This window comes from Pantoea hericii (assembly GCF_014155795.1).
In the GTDB taxonomy this organism is placed as follows: Bacteria; Pseudomonadota; Gammaproteobacteria; order Enterobacterales; family Enterobacteriaceae; genus Pantoea; species Pantoea eucalypti.
Map to the genome: position 1 here is coordinate 261,235 of NZ_SCKV01000006.1, position 17,577 is coordinate 278,811.

Below are 17,577 nucleotides of genomic sequence, written 5' to 3' on the forward strand. Positions count from 1 at the left end.
GCATGAAAAGCAATAACAGCGTCGCGCTGAACACACTTCCGGCGAAAGCGTTTAGTTCACGCGAAAGCATTCTGCTGCTGCTTCTGAAGCTGCGTACTTTTATTGCGCTGATTCTGATTGTCGGCTTCTTCGCCATCACCGTGCCGGACTTTCTTGCCACCGGCAGTCTGGTGATCATGGTGAAACACATCGCCATCAACGCCTTTCTGGCGCTGGGTATCACCTTTGTCATTATCACCGCCGGCATTGACCTGTCGATTGGGGCGACGCTGGGGCTGTGCGGCATGATCGCGGGCTGGCTGATCACCAAAGGGATTGTGCTGCCGATGTTTGGCATCGCCATCTTCCCCAGCGTCTGGGTAATCGTGCCGGTCGTGCTGTTGATCGGTGCGCTTATTGGCGCAGGCAACGGCTGGATCATTACCCGCTACAACGTCGCACCTTTTATCTGCACCCTTGGCACCATGTACATCCTGCGCGGTGCGGCGATGCTGACCTCCGGTGGCGAAACCTTTCCCGGTTTGCAGGGTAATCCGCTATTGGGTAATACCGGCTTCGATCGAATCGGGGCCGGCACCTTTCTCGGGCTGCCTTATGCCATCTGGATGATGGTGGTGCTGGCGCTGGTGATCGCCTATATCGCTCGTCGCCTGCCGTTTGGCCGTCAGGTTTATGCCATCGGCGACAACGAGCGCGCCGCTGAACTCTCAGGCGTGAAAACCCGTCAGGTGAAGATTCTGGTTTATACCCTGTCGGGATTCTGCGCAGCGATTGCCGGCATTGTGGTCTCATCACAACTGGTCGCCAGCCATCCGGCAAACGGCACAGCGTTTGAGATGAACGCCATTGCGGCTGTGGTACTGGGCGGCACCTCACTGGCGGGCGGACGTGGCACGATTGTCGGGACGCTGATCGGTGCGTTCGTCATCGGCTTTCTGGCGGATGGTCTGATCATGATGGGCGTCAGCGAATTCTGGCAGATGGTGATCAAAGGCATCGTCATCATCATCGCGGTCATCATCGACCAGACTCAGAGCCGGATGCAGCAGAAGGCGGCGGTCGTGGCGCAGAAAGCATTAATTGAGGAGGGGGCACCGGCTAAATCCTGACTGGTTTATCGCCGTCCGGGCAGGGTGCACCGCTAAGCGATTCTGCATAAGCGGCAGCAGTCAGCCCGGAGTGACGGGCAGTGTGGTGAACAGAGGACAAGACCTTTATCAGCCACACACTTTTTTAGGCACAAAATTTTTTAACTGGCGTGAATATATATTCATAACCGATTTAAAATTCAGAGGTAGTGTATGAATCCTTTCAATCTTCCGGTCGAAGACCTTGAGCGCCGGGCGCGGGCTATCCGTCGGCGCATCATCCAGCTTAACGCAGGCAGCCCGGCAGGCGGTCATACCGGCGCTGACCTGTCGCAGGTGGAGATCCTCACTGCGCTCTACTTTCGCATTCTGAACTGCGCACCGGATCGCACGGATGATAATCAGCGTGACATCTACATCCAGTCGAAAGGGCACGCGGTGGGCGGCTACTACTGCGTGCTGGCGGAAGCGGGCTACTTCCCGACCGACTGGCTGGCGACCTATCAGCACGCGGACTCGCATCTGCCCGGCCATCCGGTCCGGCAGAAAACGCCGGGCGTCGAACTCAATACCGGCGCGCTGGGCCATGGCCTGCCTGTGGCGGTCGGTATCGCTATCGCGGCGAAAAAAGATAACAGTTCGCGCCGCATCTTTGTGGTCACCGGCGATGGTGAGCTGGCGGAAGGCAGTAACTGGGAAGCGGCACTGGTGGCGGCGCATTACGGCCTCGATAACCTGATCATCATCAATGACAAGAACAAGCTGCAACTGGCAGGTGCGACCCGCGACATCATGAACACCGATCCGCTGCCGGAAAAATGGCGCGCCTTTGGGCTGGAGGTCACCGAGTGCAACGGCAATGCGATGGCATCAGTGGTCGACACCATTGAAAACCTGCCGAAGAACGGCAAACCGCAGGTGATTGTGGCGCATACCGAAAAAGGCTTTGGCGTCTCCTTTATCCAGAGCAAGGCGGAATGGCATCACCGGGTGCCGAAAGGCGAAGAGATCGCACTGGCACTGGAGGAGCTCAAAGATGAGTAATGCACAACATTTAGCAAGCGTCATGGTGACGGCCTTTATCGACGCGGTGAATCGCGGCGTGGATCTGGTTCCTGTGGTGGCCGACTCAACCTCAACCGCCAAAATTGCCCCCTTTATTAAGGCATTTCCCGACCGGCTGATTAATGTCGGCATCGCCGAGCAGACGCTGGTGGGAACAGCGGCAGGTCTGGCACTGGGCGGCAAAGTCGCGGTGACCTGTAACGCCGCGCCGTTTCTGGTGTCACGTGCCAATGAGCAGGTGAAAGTCGACGTCTGCTACAACAACACCAACGTCAAACTGTTCGGGCTGAATGCCGGGGCCAGTTATGGCCCGTTAGCCAGCACCCATCACAGCATTGATGACATCGCGGTGATGCGCGGATTCGGCAATATTGAGATCTATGCGCCTTCCTGCCCGCTGGAGTGCCGCCAGATCATCGACTACGCCCTTGAGCATGTCGGGCCGGTCTATATCCGTCTGGATGGCAAAGATCTGCCGCAGCTGCACGATGAAAATTATCAGTTCAGACCAGGCGCGATCGATGTGCTGCGGGAAGGCAGTGACATCGCGCTGGTGGCGATGGGCTCAACGGTTCACGAGGTGGTTCACGCCGCCGAGCAACTGACTGAACAGGGCATTTCAGCCGGTGTGATCGCGGTTCCATCGATTCGACCCTGTGATACCCAACAGCTGCGCAACCTGCTAAATCACTATCCAGCGGTGATTACCGTGGAAGAGCACAACGTCAATGGCGGCGTCGGCAGCCTTGTGGCTGAGGTGCTGGCGGAAGGCGGTTGTGGCATCCCGCTGTTGCGGCTTGGCATTGCGGATGGGGAATATGCGATTGCAGGCGATCGCGCCTCCACCCGCGCCCATCACGGCATTGATGCCCGCAGCGTGGTCAACAGTGCAGCGCGCATCTGCGCAGGAGCATAAACATGGTGGGACCTCTGATTCTGGCGATTGACGAAGGCACCACCAATGCCAAGGCGATTGCGGTTGATCGCGACGGCCGTGTGGTGGCACGCGGTAGCCAGAGTTTAACCCTGCAACACCCGAAGCCCGGTCTGGCTGAGCAGGATCCTGTGGCAATCTGGCAGGCGGTAAAACAGGCCATCGCCCATTGTCTGGCGTCGTGTGCAGGTGCGCCTGTCGCGGCGGTGGCGATCAGTAATCAGCGTGAGTCGGTGATGATCTGGCAGCGGCGTGATGGTCAGCCGCTGACACCGCTGGTGAGCTGGCAGGATCGACGCTCCGAGTCATTCTGTCGCGACCTTCGGCAGGCGGGTAAAGCGCCTCGCATCACCGGCCTGACCGGGCTGGCCGTTGATCCGATGTTTCCGGCCGCCAAGCTGACCGGGATGCTGGCCACCATTCCCGACGGCGCGGCGCGGGCGGCGGCCGGCGAACTTTGCATCGGCACGGTCGACAGCTGGCTCACCTGGCAGCTCAGCGCGGGCGAAGTCTTTATTACCGATCACGCCAATGCCTCGCGCACGCAGCTCTACAGTCTGCACATCAACGACTGGGATGACGAGCTGCTGGCGCTGTTTCAGTTGCCGCGCGCCGCACTGCCGCGTATCACCTCCTCAGCCAGTGAACAGGGCGTGGTGGCGGTAAATGACATTCCCGGTCTGGCGCCAGGCACGCCGATTCTGGCGCGTATTGGTGATTCCCATGCCGCGCTGCAGGCGCAACGCCGCGGCGAGTCTGAAGTGGTAAAAGCCACCTATGGCACCGGCTCTTCATTGATGATGTCCATGGCGACGCCGCTGCTGACGGAAAATGGCCTCAGCACCACGGTGGCCTGGCATGACGGCACGCTGCGTTATGCGTTTGAAGGCAACATCACCCACACCGGTTCCGGTGCCGCCTGGCTGAGTAAACTGCTCGGCGTACAGGATCCACGTGAGCTGACCGCGATGGCGCAACGCTGCGACGACAATCAGGGCATCTATTTTGTCCCTGCGCTCTCAGGTCTGGGCGCGCCCTGGTGGGATCTTCAGGCACGCGGCATGGTGTGCGGACTGACGGATGCCGCAACACCCGACGTGCTGGCGCGGGTGGCACTGGAGTCGATCGTCTGGCAAATCGCCGATGTCTTTTTCGCGATGGAGCAGGCCAGCGGACAGCAGCTTCCGGCGCTCTGTGTCGATGGCAGCGCCACTGAAAATAGCTGGCTGATGCAGTTACAGGCCGATGTGTTGCAGCGGCCGCTGCAGCGGGTCCCGACTGCTGAGGTCTCCGCGCTGGGCGCGGCACTGCTGGCAGGCAAAGTGCTGGAGTGGTGGCAGCAGGGCAGTGATATGCAGGCTTTACAGGGCGGCAGCGTCATCCTGCCGCGTGAAGAGAACGCGCAGCGTATGCAGGAAAATTATAAAGGCTGGATCGATGCCGTTGCACGCTGTCGTTATCAGCCACATTAATCCTTATCCGGAGCAGAGCCATGTCAACACTTCCTCAGCAGTTAACCTTCGGTGTCATTATTGGCAACCGGGGTTTTTTTCCCAGCTATCTGGTGGGCGAGGCGCGCCAGCAGGCGGTCGCGCTGTTTGAAAAAATGAACATCAATACCGTCATGCTGGACGAAACCCAGACCAATCTGGGCGGCGTGGAGACGCGGCAGGAGGCAAAAATCTGCGCTGCACTGTTTCGCGAGCACCGCGAAAAAATTCACGGCATTGTGGTGCTGCTGCCTAACTTTGGTGATGAAAAAGCGATTGCAGAAGCGCTGCGTCTGGCCGGCCTGAATGTGCCAGTGCTGGTGCAGGCGGAAGAGGATAATCTTGATAAAATGGGGCTGGCGACCCGTCGCGACAGCTTCTGCGGCAAAATTTCGCTCTGCAATAACCTGCGGCAATATGGTATTCCGTTTACCCTGACCCGCCAGCACGTCTGCGCCCTGAGCGGTGAGGTCTTCAGGCAGGATCTGCAGCGGTTTAGCCAGCTCTGTCGTGTCGTGAATGCCATGCGTCGGGTGCGCGTCGGGGCGATTGGTGCGCGGCCCGCCGGATTTAACACCGTGCGTTATAGCGAAAAGCTGCTGGAGAAGATGGGCATCGCGGTGGAAACCCTGGATTTATCGGAGATTTTTACGCGTACCAACCGGCTGCGCGATGATGATATCCGCGTAGCAGAGAAGCGTGAAATCCTGGAGGCTAACGCTGATGCGCGCGGCATTCCGGGTGACAAACTGGTGACCATGGCCAAACTGTTTGTGGTGATCAGCGAATGGATCAGTGACAACGATATTGATACCACCGCTATTCAGTGCTGGACCTCACTGCAGGAGAATCTGGGGATTAACGTCTGCTCAATCATGAGCGTGATGTCGGGCCAGCTGATGCCCAGCGCCTGCGAAGTGGATGTAATGGGCGCGCTGTCGATGTACGCGCTCGCCAGCTGTTCGCTGAGTCCTGCCTCACTGGCGGACTGGAACAACAACTTTGGCGATGAACGGGACAAATGCGTGCTGTTTCACTGTGGTAACTTCGCCAGTGCCAGCCTGGAGTCACCGACGATGGGCACGGCCGATATCATCGGCACCACGGTGGGCAAAGAGAACACCTGCGGTGCAGTGCATGGCCGGATGAAGCAGGGTGATCTGACCTACTTCCGTCTTTCAACCGACGATTTTAGCGGCGAAATCAAAGCCTATGTCGGTGAGGGAATGTCGGTCACCGATCCGCTGGACACGGTGGGCTGTCGTGCGGTGATTCAGGTGCCGCAGCTGGAAACATTGCTGGCGTGGATCTGCCGTAATGGCTTTGAGCATCACGTGGCGATGAATCACTCAGCGACGGCAGATGTGCTGCAGGAAGCGTTTAGTGAGTATCTCGGTGTAAGTTGTTACCGGCATGAGTAAACGGTGAGACTGAATTGCAGAACGCCATAGGGGAAGGTGGGACAGCCGATGCGCTTACGGTTCTGGCCGCATCGGTATCCCTGCCCGCCATCCCAGTACAGGAGGGCGGGCCTGGGTTTAGCGCGCCATCCTGCGCACCTCGCCATCTTCATTTTCCACCGCAACCAGATCCACCGGAGGCAGATTGCCGCCGCTGAACTCCACCTGACGAATCGGGAAGGCGAAGCGGATGTTACGCGCTTCAAGAGCCGCCATCAGCTGCAGGTTAATCTCCTGCTGAATATCCATGTATTTGTTGTAATCCGCATCGAGCACAAAATAGACCACTTCAAAGGTCAGCTTTGAGTCTTCAAAGGCCAGGAAGTGGGCGCGGTCAAAACGGGTCGTCTCAATGTCCTGGATAATCTCTTTAACCAGCGGGCTGATCGCCCGAACCTGATCAGAGGGCGTGGCATAGCTGATACCAAACTTAAAGACGATGCGGCGCTGCTGCATGCGTTTGTAGTTATGGATGGTCTGCTGCAACAGAATAGTGTTTGAGCAAACAATCTGCTCACCGCTCAGGCTGCGCAGACGCGTGGTTTTCAGGCCAATATGTTCAATAGTGCCCGCAATATCACCAAACACAATAAAGTCGCCGTGCTCAAACGGCTTGTCAAAGCCTATCGCCAGCGACGCAAACACATCACTCAGCACGGTCTGAATTGCCAGCGCAATCGCGATACCGCCAACGCCAAGGCTGGCAACCAGTGCTGTAATGTTGATGCCGATGTTCGACAGAATGGCCAGGAACATCATGATCCAGACCACCACCCGCAGCAGAATGCCCAGGATCACCGTCGTCACCGGATTACGCACATGAATCGGATCGCGCAGCAGGCTTTTCAGCCACAGCCGGATGCCGCAGTCTATCCATAGCGCGAGCTGCACAATCAGCGCCAGGAACCAGCCGTGCGCAATGGTCACGCTCCATGAAGCAGGCAGGTCGACAAACTTCAGGGCAATCAGCAGCGAAAAGATCAGCAGCAGTGTCTGGCTGGTGCTGCGCAATATCTCCACCAGAATCGCAGTGGCGCGGACGTGACGATGTTCGCTATAGAGGGCAATCCGGTTGGAGATAAAGCGAATCAGGGTACGTAATACCCAGTAAATCACCAGGGTAGAGACGATAACGATAGCGCTGTTGAGCCAGAGTTCCTGATTAAAAAAGAGGGCGTGAAAACGACGTGAAGAGAGCCAGTTTTCCATTGGGGAGGGTCTCCTTGCTGGGTTCCGGTTTAAAAGAAAACAAGCAAGAAGCATAGCCTGGATGCGGCCCACCTGTGTGGCGCATCCATAAAGCGGTTACTGGAATCGGGTCGATTTATCGCGCGCCAGGCGCTCAAGAGCAAAGATAATCTGCTGAAGCTGTCGCTCCTGTGCCGGATTCAGCGTGGCAAAACGAAAGCTCAGGCGGGGTGTAATCAGGGTTTCATTTTTGCGGTTCACGACACAGCGTTCGCCAATACTCAACAGCTTCACCGGCACTTCAAAAATGCCATATTCGCCCAGCTCAACCCGGAACTGATTGAAGCTGTCGCCATTCTGCAAGCCTTCCGGCAGCGGTTCATCCACCAGCACACCGATACCGCCCAGAGAGAGATCCTGTAATCGCAGACGCGTTTTACTGCCATCCGGCCACAGGGTGTGGCACCAGAACTGCGGCTCCATCGGTGCGCAGACCCGAAAAAATTCCCGTCGCTGAATCTGCCACAGCAGGTCCGGCAGCGGTGAGCTGAAAGCGGGTAAGCCTTCAAACTCAATTTTTTCCAGTGAGGTGAGGCTGAACTCCACTTTTGCACCAAAGGTTTCAGCGGTGATACTGAGATCATCGCTGGTTAGTGCGTACTCGTTATCCAGGTTATTACTGCCGAGGTCAAACACCACGCGATCTTTATCGGCAGTCAGCATCCGGCTGATAAACTGCCCGCGCGGGAAGCGCACCAGTAAGGGCGTCTGCAATCGCAGCAAATCTTTCATAACGCCCAGAACCGCCAGCGTGCCACGTTTTAAATATTGTTCCTGGTCGGCTTCTTTCACGTCCTGCTCCACAAGGGGTTACTGTATTTACACTCTTTTTTTGCCTCGTCACGGTTATCGGCGCGGCTGGAAAAAGCTTTAATTTGCTCGTCATCAATAATAACTGTGAGCGGACGAGCAATTTTCGAAATGCTGGCTATACTTATCGCGGTAAACCGCTTGATAAATCAGGCGTTCACGATTTAATCATAAAAAGGAAGGAGCAACAGATGGGTATTATTTCCTGGATCGTCTTTGGCTTGATCGCGGGTATTCTGGCGAAGTGGATTATGCCAGGTAAAGACGGTGGCGGTTTCATTCTGACTGTTGTACTGGGTATTATCGGTGCAGTAGTGGGTGGCTGGATCAGTACGCTGTTTGGCTTCGGCCGCGTCGATGGGTTTAACTTCGGCAGTTTTGTGGTCGCAGTGATCGGTGCCATCGTGGTGCTGTTCGTGTACCGCAAAGTACGCAGTTAAACGTAACAGTTTTAACAGAAAAGGGGACGAAGCGATTCGTCCCCTTTTTTTATCTTTTACTCTGCTATCAGAAGTCGTAACCGACAGTCGCCATCACGCTGCGCTCCGCGCCCCAGTAGCAATAGCCGGTGCCGTAACAGCCCGCTACATAGGTGCGGTCGGTCAGGTTATTGGCATTGACCTGAACCCATGCGCCTTTCAGGCTGCTGTTCCAGACACCCAGATCGGCCCGCACTGATGCATCAAACAGCGTCACCGACGGCACGCGCGTGGTATTTTCATTGTCCGCCCACTGTTTGCCGATGTAACGCACGCCCGCGCCCGCACTCAGACCGTAATCAAACTGATAGTGACCCCAGAGTGCAGCCATGCTGTTAGGGGTGACATACGGCGTATGGCCGCTGTTGCCATCCACCGAATCTTTGAAGCGCAGATGGTTCAGCGTATAGCTCGCCACGGTGCTCAGACGCGGGGTTAACTGATTACGTGCTTCCAGCTCAATACCCTGTGAATGGACTTTGCCCGATGGCGTAAAGGTGCCGTCTTTAACATTACGGTTTGCCACATCCTTCTGCGTCAGGTCATAAACCGCCATGCTGTAAAGATCGCGGGTGCCCACCGGCTGATATTTCACCCCGGCTTCATACTGCTCTGAGGTGGTCGGCTTCAGCAGGTTATTGTTGGGATCGGTAAGCGCAGTCGGGGTAATCGCCTGGCTCCAGCTGACATAAGGCGAAATGCCGTTGTCGAAGGCATAGAGCAGCGCGGCGCGTCCGCTAATGTGATCATCCTGACGACGATCGCTGCCGCTGTTTTGTGCGACGATGCGATCGTAACGGCCGGAGAGATCGAGATGCCAGCGATCCAGCTTCATCTCATCCTGCAGATAGAGGCCGGTCTGGTAGTAACGGCGGGTGCTATCTGCCCAGGTCTGCTCAGGCATATCGCCCACCTGATCGCCGGTCACGGCATTCAGCTGGTTAGCCGGACCGCCAGCCTCACTAATCTCATTTTTGTAACGATGATACTCGGCACCCAGCGTGACGCGGTGCTCCAGTTCGCCGGTGTTGAACTCCGCCTGTAAGCGGTTATCCGTGGACCAGGCGGAGAGTGACGAGCGCTCGCCAGAGTAGTAGCGATTCAGCAGATCGGGATTATTTTCATCCCAGCCAATCTGATAAACCTGATCGAGATCGACATTCGAGTGGCTGTAACTGCCGGTTGATGAGAACGACCAGACGTCGTTAAAGCGATGGGCGAAATCGAAGCTGTAGATCTGCTCGTGGCGTTTGAACTGATCAAGATCGCTGTTGCCCTCATAGAAGCCGTTGCTCAACTTATAGCCGTTGTGTTCGGTAAGGCTGCCGTCACCCGGCACGGAACCGTGATAACCGCCTGACGGATCTTTTTGCAGGTAGGCTTTCAGAATCAGATGGGTATCTTCATCAGGTTGCCACATCAGCTGCGGCATCAGCGCATATTTCTCTTCACGGGTATGATCGTACTGGGTATCGCTATTGCGGGTTACGCCGGTCAGGCGAAACGCCCACTGGTCATTAATGGCATTGGTGTAGTCAAACATCGTGCCGGTGGTCGCGTTGCTGCCCGCCTGCACTTGAATGTGACCCTCTTCCGCGAACTGAGGACGTTTAGTCACCATGTTCACCAGTCCGCCCGGCACTGTCTGGCCATAGAGCGCGGAAGAGGGGCCTTTGATCACGTCGATGCGTTCCAGGAAAGCATTATCCACCTGCAATATGTTGAAACTGCCGCCGTCACTCATCAGCTGCATCCCGTCGAGGAAGGTGTTATCGACATCGCCACCGTGGAAGCCGCGCAGGGCAATGGTGTCGTAACGGGTAGCGGCCCCGCCGAAGTTAGTAAAGACGCCTGAGCTGTAACCCAGCGCCTGATTCAGGGTCAGTGCGCCCTGATCCTGCATCTGCTGGCGGGTGACTACGGATATTGATTGCGGCGTGGTGATCAATGGACGATCGCTCTTGGTTGCGCCCTGGCTGGTGGTCGCCAGATAGCCCTGGGTGGGCGTGGTCGAATCCTCCAGCGGTTGGGCAGTCACAACCATATCAGCAGCAAAACTCAGAGCAGGCGCAGTCAGCGCCAGGGTGCAGAGGTGAACATAACCTTTCAGCGACAATGACAGTTTCATCAAAATTCCTTTCTTGGCAAAGGGTCAGGCGGGTGAATAAAATTATTGATAGGCAATCTCATTATCATAATGAGAACTATTACCTTTTGTAAATTTGCTGCAATTTTGCCTGTAGATGAAAGAAGGTCAAGTAAAATTCGCTGAAAGGGAGTGCGGATACCTCCGGCGGGGCCAGAGGTATCCAGAGTGACTTAGTTTTGTGAGGCAGACGCCTGAGGAATATCGTGGGCGCTGTTACAGGTTTTATCTTTCGGGCAATACTTATCGAGCAGTTTCAGCGTAACGCCGTTTGTCCAGCCGAAACCATCCTGCAGCGGATATTCACCGCCACCGCCGCCGCCAAGATTTTTGCCGTCAACGACATATTTCTCTACCAGTTTATGCTCACGGTCATAGGTGTTCTGGACGTTTTGCAGGAAGCGTAAGCCGACCTCTTTTGCGAGTTTCGGCTGGTTATAGTGCTCAAGACCTTCCACAGCAACCCACTGCAGCGGAGCCCAGCCATTCGGTGCGTCCCACTGCTGACCGTTGTTTACGGTGGTTGTTACCAGACCACCAGGCTTCAGCAGCTGTTTTTCTACCGCGCTGGCGGTGCTTTCAGCCTGCCTGTCACTGGCTACCTGAAGATAGAGCGGGAACAGCGCAGCAGCCGTTAACTGCGGATGGACCTGTTTTTTCTGCCAGTCATAGTCGGCGTACCAGTTCTGTTTGCTGTCCCACAGATAGCGGTTGATTGCTGCCTGACGCTTCTCTGCGCGATCGGCAAACTGCTTTGCCAGATCGCTCTGCTTATTCATCTGGTAGCCTTTTGACAGCGTCTGCTCCAGGTGGAACATCAGGCTGTTAAGGTCAACGGGCGCCAGCTGTGTGGTGCGGATTGTCGACAGATTATGCGCATCGGTGAACCAGCGGGAACTGAAATCCCAGCCCGACGCGGCACCGGAACGCAGCTCGCGGTAGAGCTCGGCTTTATTGCGCTGCGGCGCTTTCTGCGCGGTGGCAATATCATCCATCCAGGATTCAGTACGTGGCACGTCGCGCGCATCCCAGTAGCGATTGAGCAACGTACCATCCGCCAGTTTAATCACCCGCTTGCTGGCGGCACCGGCCGCGACTTTATCGCTGTCGGCCATCCAGTAGTCATACTCTTTCTGCAATTGCGGCAGGTAGCGGGTATAGGCTTTGCCGTCATCATGTGTGGCCAGCAACTCGACCATCATGCTGAAGAACGGTGGCTGTGAACGGCTCAGGTAGTAGCTGCGGTTGCCGTTGGGAATGTGGCCATAGCGGTCAAGCAGCGAGGCGAAGTTATCCGTCATATCCTGGACTTTATCCCAGTGTCCGCTCTCGGCCAGCCCCAGCATGGTGAAGTAGCTGTCCCAGTAATAAACTTCGCGGAAACGCCCGCCAGGCACCACGTAGGGTTTTGGCAATGGCAGCAGCGAGTCGTACTGACCCACGCTGCTGGTGGTGCGGGTCAGTACTGGCCACAGGCCATCAATGTGCTCACGCAGGTTTTGTCCCGCGGGCGGGACATATTTGTCGCCCGCAGCGGGCAACGTAAAGTTGGTATCTACAAAACGTTTCAGATCGAAATTGCGCTGTTTCTTCTGCATCTGCCAGTCGGCAAGAATCGAGGCGGGATCGAATTTCGGCACGGCATCAGCAAAGGTCTTTTGATCGGGATAGAACTTCGCCTGTTGCACGGCGTTAAACAGCGGCCCTAAACGAACGTCCGGCGGCTGCGGCTGATTGTTCAGCATGCGGCTGTTATCGTCGGCATGGGTGGTGAAAGCGGGAACGCTCAGCAGCAACGTGAGCAGAAAGGGCGCATAACGCTGACGCCGTGGGTTGGCGTTTACCTCAATTTTTGTCATCGGTTTTTCTCCTTGTCCGAAATGCGGCCGCGCGTAACGCATTGACCACAGGACCAACTTTAGACCTTATCTGTCTATTTAACCCTGACGCGAGCCGGAAATGTGAAGCCACGGGAATTATTTTTATGGAAAAAACCGCTTTTTCACGCCGGTTTTTTCTTGCTCTCACCCCACTTTTCCCCGACGCTGAAAGAAAAAAGGAGAGCAGGATGGAGATCATCTGGTATCACCCGTCGCAGTCTGCAGCGGCCTGGATTAACGGTTTACAACAACGCCTGCCTCAGGCGCGGGTTCGCGCCTGGCAGCCAGGCGACAACGGTCCGGCTGATTATGCGCTGGTCCGCTCCCCGCCCGCAGAGATGCTGCAGGGACGCGCCACACTGCGCGGCGTTTTTGCACTGGGCGCAGGTGTTGACGAAATTCTTAAGCAGCTGCAGCAGCATCCTGAGATGCTGCCCGACAGCGTGCCGCTGTACCGGCTGGAAGATACCGGGATGGCGCGTCAGATGCAGGAGTACGCGGTGCATAGCGTGCTGAGCTGGTTCCGTCGTTTTGACGACTACCGTCTTCAGCAGCAGCAACAGTGCTGGCAGCCGCTGCCCGCTTACACGCGTGAAGCGTTTACCATCGGCATCCTGGGCGCCGGCGTACTGGGACAAAGCGTGGCGGAGAGCCTGAAACCCTGGGGATTTCCGCTGCGTGTCTGGAGCCGCTCACCAAAAAAAATTGATGGCGTAACCAGCTTTGCCGGACACGATGCGTTGCCTGCGTTTCTGCAGGAGACGCGGGTGATCATCAACCTGCTGCCGAGCACACACGAGACAATCAATCTCATCGATCAGCACTTTTTACAGCAGCTGCCGCACGGCGCGTTCTTCCTTAACATCGCACGCGGCGCGCAGGTGGTGGAAGAGGATCTGCTGGCTGCGCTCAACAGCGGTCAGCTGAAAGCGGCAGCACTGGATGTCTTTCAGGTGGAACCGCTGCCCGAAGCACATCCGCTATGGTCCCATCCGCGTGTCACGATCACACCCCATAATGCGGCGGTAACCTTAATCGACGAAGCTATCGACTACATCGCCCGTGCCATCAATCAGGATCAAGCAGGCGAGCCGCCGCAGGGCAGGGTGGATCGTCAGCGCGGCTATTAATGAAACGGCCCCGTCAGGGGCATTCAGCAGGAGAAGAGGATGTATCCGGTAGATCTGCATATGCACACCATCGCCAGCACGCATGCTTACAGCACGCTGCATGACTACGTGACTCAGGCGAAGCAAACCGGCCTGAAACTGTTTGCCATCACCGATCACGGCCCTGACATGGCCGACGCGCCGCACTACTGGCACTTTATTAATATGCGCGTCTGGCCGCGTGTTATTGATGGTGTAGGGATTCTGCGCGGTATCGAAGCCAATATTAAAAATCAGCAGGGCGAGATCGACTGTTCAGGTCCGATGCTTGATGCGCTGGATTTAATCGTCGCCGGTTTTCACGAGCCGGTTTATGCGCCGCGGGACAGAAAGCATCACACTGACGCAATGATTGCCGCCATGGCAGGTGGTCTGGTCCATATCATCAGCCATCCGGGCAACCCGAAATTCCCTGTCGATATCCCGGCGATTGCCGAGGCCGCAGCGCATTACAATGTGGCGCTGGAGCTGAATAACTCCTCCTTTACCCACTCGCGTCCGGGCAGTGAACCTAACTGCCGGGCTATCGCCGCCGCCGTGCGCGATGCAGGTGGACGACTGGCATTTGGCTCCGACTCCCATACGGCTTTCACGCTCGGCCATTTCGAGCACTGCCTGCGCATTGCCCGCGAGGTGGATTTTCCCGAGGATCGGGTGTTAAATGTCACGCCGCGTCGCCTGCTCGACTTTCTGGAAATGCGTAGCGGCAAATCTATTGCTGAACTGGCTGACTTTTAATTTATTTTGCCTCAAGGAAATCTGACTCATGAATGAGTTTTCCATTCTGTGCCGTGTGATTGGCTCACTGTTTAATCGTCAGCCGCAGGACCCGTTGCTGGTGCCGCTGTTCACACTGCTGCGTGAAGGCAAACTGCAGTCGCAGTGGCCGCTGGAGCAGGATGAGCTGCTGACGCGTCTGCAACAGAACAGCGATCCGCAGGCGCTGGCTGCTGATTACAATGCGCTGTTCGTTGGCAGCGACTGTAATGTGCCGCCTTACGCGTCACAGTGGCCGGAAGGCAAAGCTGAAGCGGACGTGCGTGCATTTCTGACCTCACGCGGAATGCCGCTGAGCGATGCGCCTGCTGACCATTTTGGTGTGCTGCTGCTGGCCGCATCATGGCTGGAAGATCAGTCCGCGGAAGATGAGAGCGCAGCGCAACTGGCGCTGTTTGAAGAGTATCTGCTGCCGTGGTGCGGTACGTTCCTGGGTAAAGTGGAAGCGCACGCTACCACTGCGTTCTACCGCACCCTCGCGATGCTGAGCCGCGAAGCGATTCAGGCGATGTACAACGAATTGCTGGATAGCAGCGAAGAAACGCCCGACGCCTGATTCACCAGGTCGCCGGGTGCGTACCCGGCGCGGAGCCAGATGTCGCGAACATCTGCGGGGTGCCGGGGAGCCAGGCTGCTGCCCGCAGCCTTACCCCCAATCCCCACGGCGTTAATTCGTAACAGGGCAGGTTATCTTTAACCTGTGGCTCAATGCCAGCGCCTGCGCACTGCCCGAGTGGGTGCTGCTGCAATAGCCATGCGGTGCGCGCCAGTGACAGCCGAACCTGGCTGCCGTGACCATCTGTAACGCGTCGCCTCAATCCCTCCAGCACCGCCGCCGCCAGCAGATAGCCAGTGGCATGATCCAGTGCCTGAACTGGCAGCGGAACCGGTTTGTCGCTCTGCTGCCACTGCATACCCCGTTCAGCAATGCCACATCCCATCTGCACCAGACTGTCAAACCCCCGGCGGTTGCGCCACGGTCCCTGCCAGCCCCACGCATTAAGCCCGGCAAGGACAAGGCCAGGTGAGAGCGCCTGAAGGGTCTCTGCGTCAAACCCAAGCCGTTCCAGCGCATCCGCCCGATAGCCATGCACCAGCACGTCTGCCTCGCGCAGCAGGCGGATAAACTGCTCGCGATCGGCAGTCTGAGTCAGGTCGAGCACCGCACGGCGCTTGCCGCAGCTCAGCTCCTCATCCAGTGTCGGCTCCTGCCAGCCCGGCGGATCGATGCGCAGCACGCGGGCCCCCAGGCTGGCAAGAATCCGGGTAGCGACCGGCCCGGCAATAATCCGCGTCAGATCCAGAACTTTTATACCCATTAACGGACGCGCCTCGGCCAGCGGCCAGTCGGGCAGAGGAGCTGGCTGGGTGATCTGCCAGCTAAACAGCGGTTCGCGCTGCACTGCCTGACCCTGCGGATGCTGCTGCCAGGCAGCGGCGCTTCGCATCTCTGCGGCACAGCCACCGGCATCAATAATCGCCTGCTCCAGTTCGCTGGCCTGCCACCGCTGGACCTGCATCGCCAGCGCCGCGCGATCGGCGTGCGCGCCCAGCACCTGCTCCATCGCCAGCCGGTGATGTGCGGCATTGGTATGCAGGCGGATCCAGCCATCGCGGCTGCGATAGTCACCGGCAAACGCATCCCACATCGCGGGTGCAGCACGGTTCAGCGGATAAAAACTCTGCTGAAACCAGCGCGATGCCAGGCGCACATTAACGGCGACGGGCGGAGAGCAATAGTCAGGGCGGGAGGCGGCGATGAGCGCGGCGGTGGCCTGAGTTGCCAGACCAATGCTGGTGGCCGCCAGTTCACTGACGGCAAAAGCAGAAGAGAAGGTGGCGCGATCAACGAAAGCGGGAAGAGGCAAGGCGTCGGCGTCGCCCCGCAATCCCTGCTGCATCTGCTGCCACAAAGAAGCGGCAAGCTTTAAGTCCATGTTGTGCTCCCTGAGAAAGGTCATTTCTCAAGCATAGCACGCCGGATTAACGCCGCCGCAGGCGCGGGAAGCGGGCATGCATCCGCAGGTTACGCAGGTTAATCACCGCGATGGCCGTGCCGAGGATCACCAGTGAAGCACCGATAATCTTAAAGCTGTTCAGGCTGTCACCGAGTACCACAATCCCCATCAGCACGGATAAAACCGGCGTCAGCAGCGAGTAGGGCATGATCAGATTGACGTTATATTTCTTCAGCAGCATATACCACAGCGTATACGCCACAATCGATGAGGCGATGGCGCTGTAGAGAATTGCGAACCAGCCGTGCCAGCCTGCATGCTGCAGGGCATAGAGCTGGTTCGACTCCATCACAAAGCTGGACGCGCCTGTGATTGGAATCGCCAGGAACGCAATCCATCCGGTCATGGTTAAGGGCTTTATCGGCGGTGACTTCTTCACAATCAGATTACTGACGGCCCAGCCGGTGGCGCTGCACAGCAGCAGACAAAGCACCCACCAGGACGGAATCGTCGGGCTGCCGGAGAGCACGACCACGCCGCTCAGCGAGATCATAATGCCCATCAACTGCACCAGCTTCAGCTTCTCTTTCAACACCACCATTGCCAGCAGCATCGCAATGGGCGTTCCCAGCTGCACCACAATGGCGCCAGTGCCGGCATCGGTGTAGCGCAGGCCCACAAACAGCAGCGAGAAGTGCATAAAGCCGAACGTAAACGCCAGCAGCAGCAGCCAGCGTAACTGTTGACGATTAATCCGGCAAAACGGCACCAGCACGATGGCCACGACCACAAATCTCATAAACGTCAGAAACAGAGGCGGCAGCTCCAGCAGGCCCCATTTCACTGCAACGTTGTTGAAGGCCCAGATTGAAACCACCATCAGAATCAGAAAAAAATGCCGCACAGCCACGATAATATCCTTTTGATGATTTTTGCTTAGCCCGCTAATGATGGCACGAACTGCGGCATTCCAGCCAATCGCAGCAACAAATTTTCTGCAATTGCCGCGCAGCCGCTGAGACTTTTGCGTGCGATGCTGGCAGACTGATTTGAAACGACTTCTTAAGGAACCG

Annotated in this window: 15 protein-coding genes; 9 read left to right on the plus strand and 6 right to left on the minus strand. The window is 57.1% G+C overall.

What is annotated here, in order from left to right; translation table 11 throughout:
* Nucleotides 1-2: 2 nt before the first annotated feature.
* From H7K52_RS15240 to H7K52_RS15260, 5 genes are all read left to right on the plus strand, one after another.
* On the plus strand, nt 3-1,109 hold the full coding sequence (locus tag H7K52_RS15240; protein ID WP_003851388.1) for an ABC transporter permease: 1,107 nt from the start codon (nt 3-5) through the stop codon (nt 1,107-1,109).
* 192 nt (nt 1,110-1,301) lie between these two features.
* On the plus strand, nt 1,302-2,132 hold the full coding sequence (locus H7K52_RS15245) for a transketolase (RefSeq protein WP_033762432.1): 831 nt from the start codon (nt 1,302-1,304) through the stop codon (nt 2,130-2,132).
* Entirely contained in the window at nt 2,125-3,069 is a 945-nt protein-coding gene (locus H7K52_RS15250; protein WP_033762428.1) for a transketolase family protein, read from the plus strand. The genes H7K52_RS15245 and H7K52_RS15250 overlap by 8 nt, the downstream gene beginning before the upstream one ends.
* Nucleotides 3,070-3,071: 2 nt before the next feature.
* The gene (locus H7K52_RS15255) at nt 3,072-4,559 is read left to right on the plus strand and encodes an FGGY family carbohydrate kinase (protein WP_182630186.1); all 1,488 of its coding nucleotides are present in this window, start codon (nt 3,072-3,074) and stop codon (nt 4,557-4,559) included.
* A gap of 20 nt (nt 4,560-4,579) precedes the next feature.
* Entirely contained in the window at nt 4,580-5,998 is a 1,419-nt protein-coding gene (locus H7K52_RS15260) for an L-fucose/L-arabinose isomerase family protein (protein ID WP_003851383.1), read from the plus strand.
* A gap of 117 nt (nt 5,999-6,115) precedes the next feature.
* Here H7K52_RS15260 and H7K52_RS15265 read toward each other — a convergent pair whose 3' ends face one another.
* Nucleotides 6,116-7,246 carry a mechanosensitive ion channel family protein gene (locus tag H7K52_RS15265; RefSeq protein WP_008925964.1) on the minus strand — a complete coding sequence of 377 codons (1,131 nt, stop codon included), beginning with the start codon at nt 7,244-7,246 and terminating at the stop codon, nt 6,116-6,118.
* Nucleotides 7,247-7,342: 96 nt separating this feature from the next.
* The gene (locus H7K52_RS15270) at nt 7,343-8,077 is read right to left on the minus strand and encodes a flagellar brake protein (protein WP_008925965.1); all 735 of its coding nucleotides are present in this window, start codon (nt 8,075-8,077) and stop codon (nt 7,343-7,345) included.
* 209 nt (nt 8,078-8,286) lie between these two features.
* Between H7K52_RS15270 and H7K52_RS15275 the strand changes: the two genes are divergently transcribed.
* A complete protein-coding gene (locus H7K52_RS15275) occupies nt 8,287-8,535 on the plus strand; it encodes a GlsB/YeaQ/YmgE family stress response membrane protein (protein WP_003851381.1) in 249 nt (82 codons plus the stop codon).
* Between the two features lie 67 nt (nt 8,536-8,602).
* Here H7K52_RS15275 and H7K52_RS15280 read toward each other — a convergent pair whose 3' ends face one another.
* Nucleotides 8,603-10,702: a TonB-dependent siderophore receptor gene (locus H7K52_RS15280; protein WP_182630187.1), complete on the minus strand. Its 2,100-nt coding sequence runs from the start codon at nt 10,700-10,702 to the stop codon at nt 8,603-8,605.
* A 191-nt stretch (nt 10,703-10,893) separates the two neighbouring features.
* Entirely contained in the window at nt 10,894-12,579 is a 1,686-nt protein-coding gene (gene treA, locus H7K52_RS15285; protein WP_039661055.1) for an alpha,alpha-trehalase TreA, read from the minus strand.
* Between the two features lie 209 nt (nt 12,580-12,788).
* Here treA and ghrA point away from each other — a divergent pair, with 209 nt between their 5' ends.
* The 3 genes from ghrA to H7K52_RS15300 are packed head-to-tail and all read left to right on the plus strand — an operon-like array spanning nt 12,789 to nt 15,102.
* A complete protein-coding gene (gene ghrA, locus H7K52_RS15290) occupies nt 12,789-13,730 on the plus strand; it encodes a glyoxylate/hydroxypyruvate reductase GhrA (protein WP_182630188.1) in 942 nt (313 codons plus the stop codon).
* Nucleotides 13,731-13,769: 39 nt separating this feature from the next.
* Nucleotides 13,770-14,507 carry a phosphatase gene (locus tag H7K52_RS15295; protein ID WP_008925969.1) on the plus strand — a complete coding sequence of 246 codons (738 nt, stop codon included), beginning with the start codon at nt 13,770-13,772 and terminating at the stop codon, nt 14,505-14,507.
* Between the two features lie 28 nt (nt 14,508-14,535).
* The gene (locus tag H7K52_RS15300) at nt 14,536-15,102 is read left to right on the plus strand and encodes a TorD/DmsD family molecular chaperone (protein ID WP_003853337.1); all 567 of its coding nucleotides are present in this window, start codon (nt 14,536-14,538) and stop codon (nt 15,100-15,102) included.
* A 1-nt stretch (nt 15,103) separates the two neighbouring features.
* Here H7K52_RS15300 and H7K52_RS15305 read toward each other — a convergent pair whose 3' ends face one another.
* Together H7K52_RS15305 and H7K52_RS15310 are read right to left on the minus strand one after the other, a co-directional pair.
* On the minus strand, nt 15,104-16,483 hold the full coding sequence (locus tag H7K52_RS15305) for a CoA transferase (RefSeq protein ID WP_182630189.1): 1,380 nt from the start codon (nt 16,481-16,483) through the stop codon (nt 15,104-15,106).
* A gap of 46 nt (nt 16,484-16,529) precedes the next feature.
* Nucleotides 16,530-17,414 (minus strand): DMT family transporter, encoded by an 885-nt coding sequence (locus H7K52_RS15310; RefSeq protein ID WP_140033519.1) that lies wholly within the window; start codon nt 17,412-17,414, stop codon nt 16,530-16,532.
* Nucleotides 17,415-17,577 lie beyond the last annotated feature (163 nt).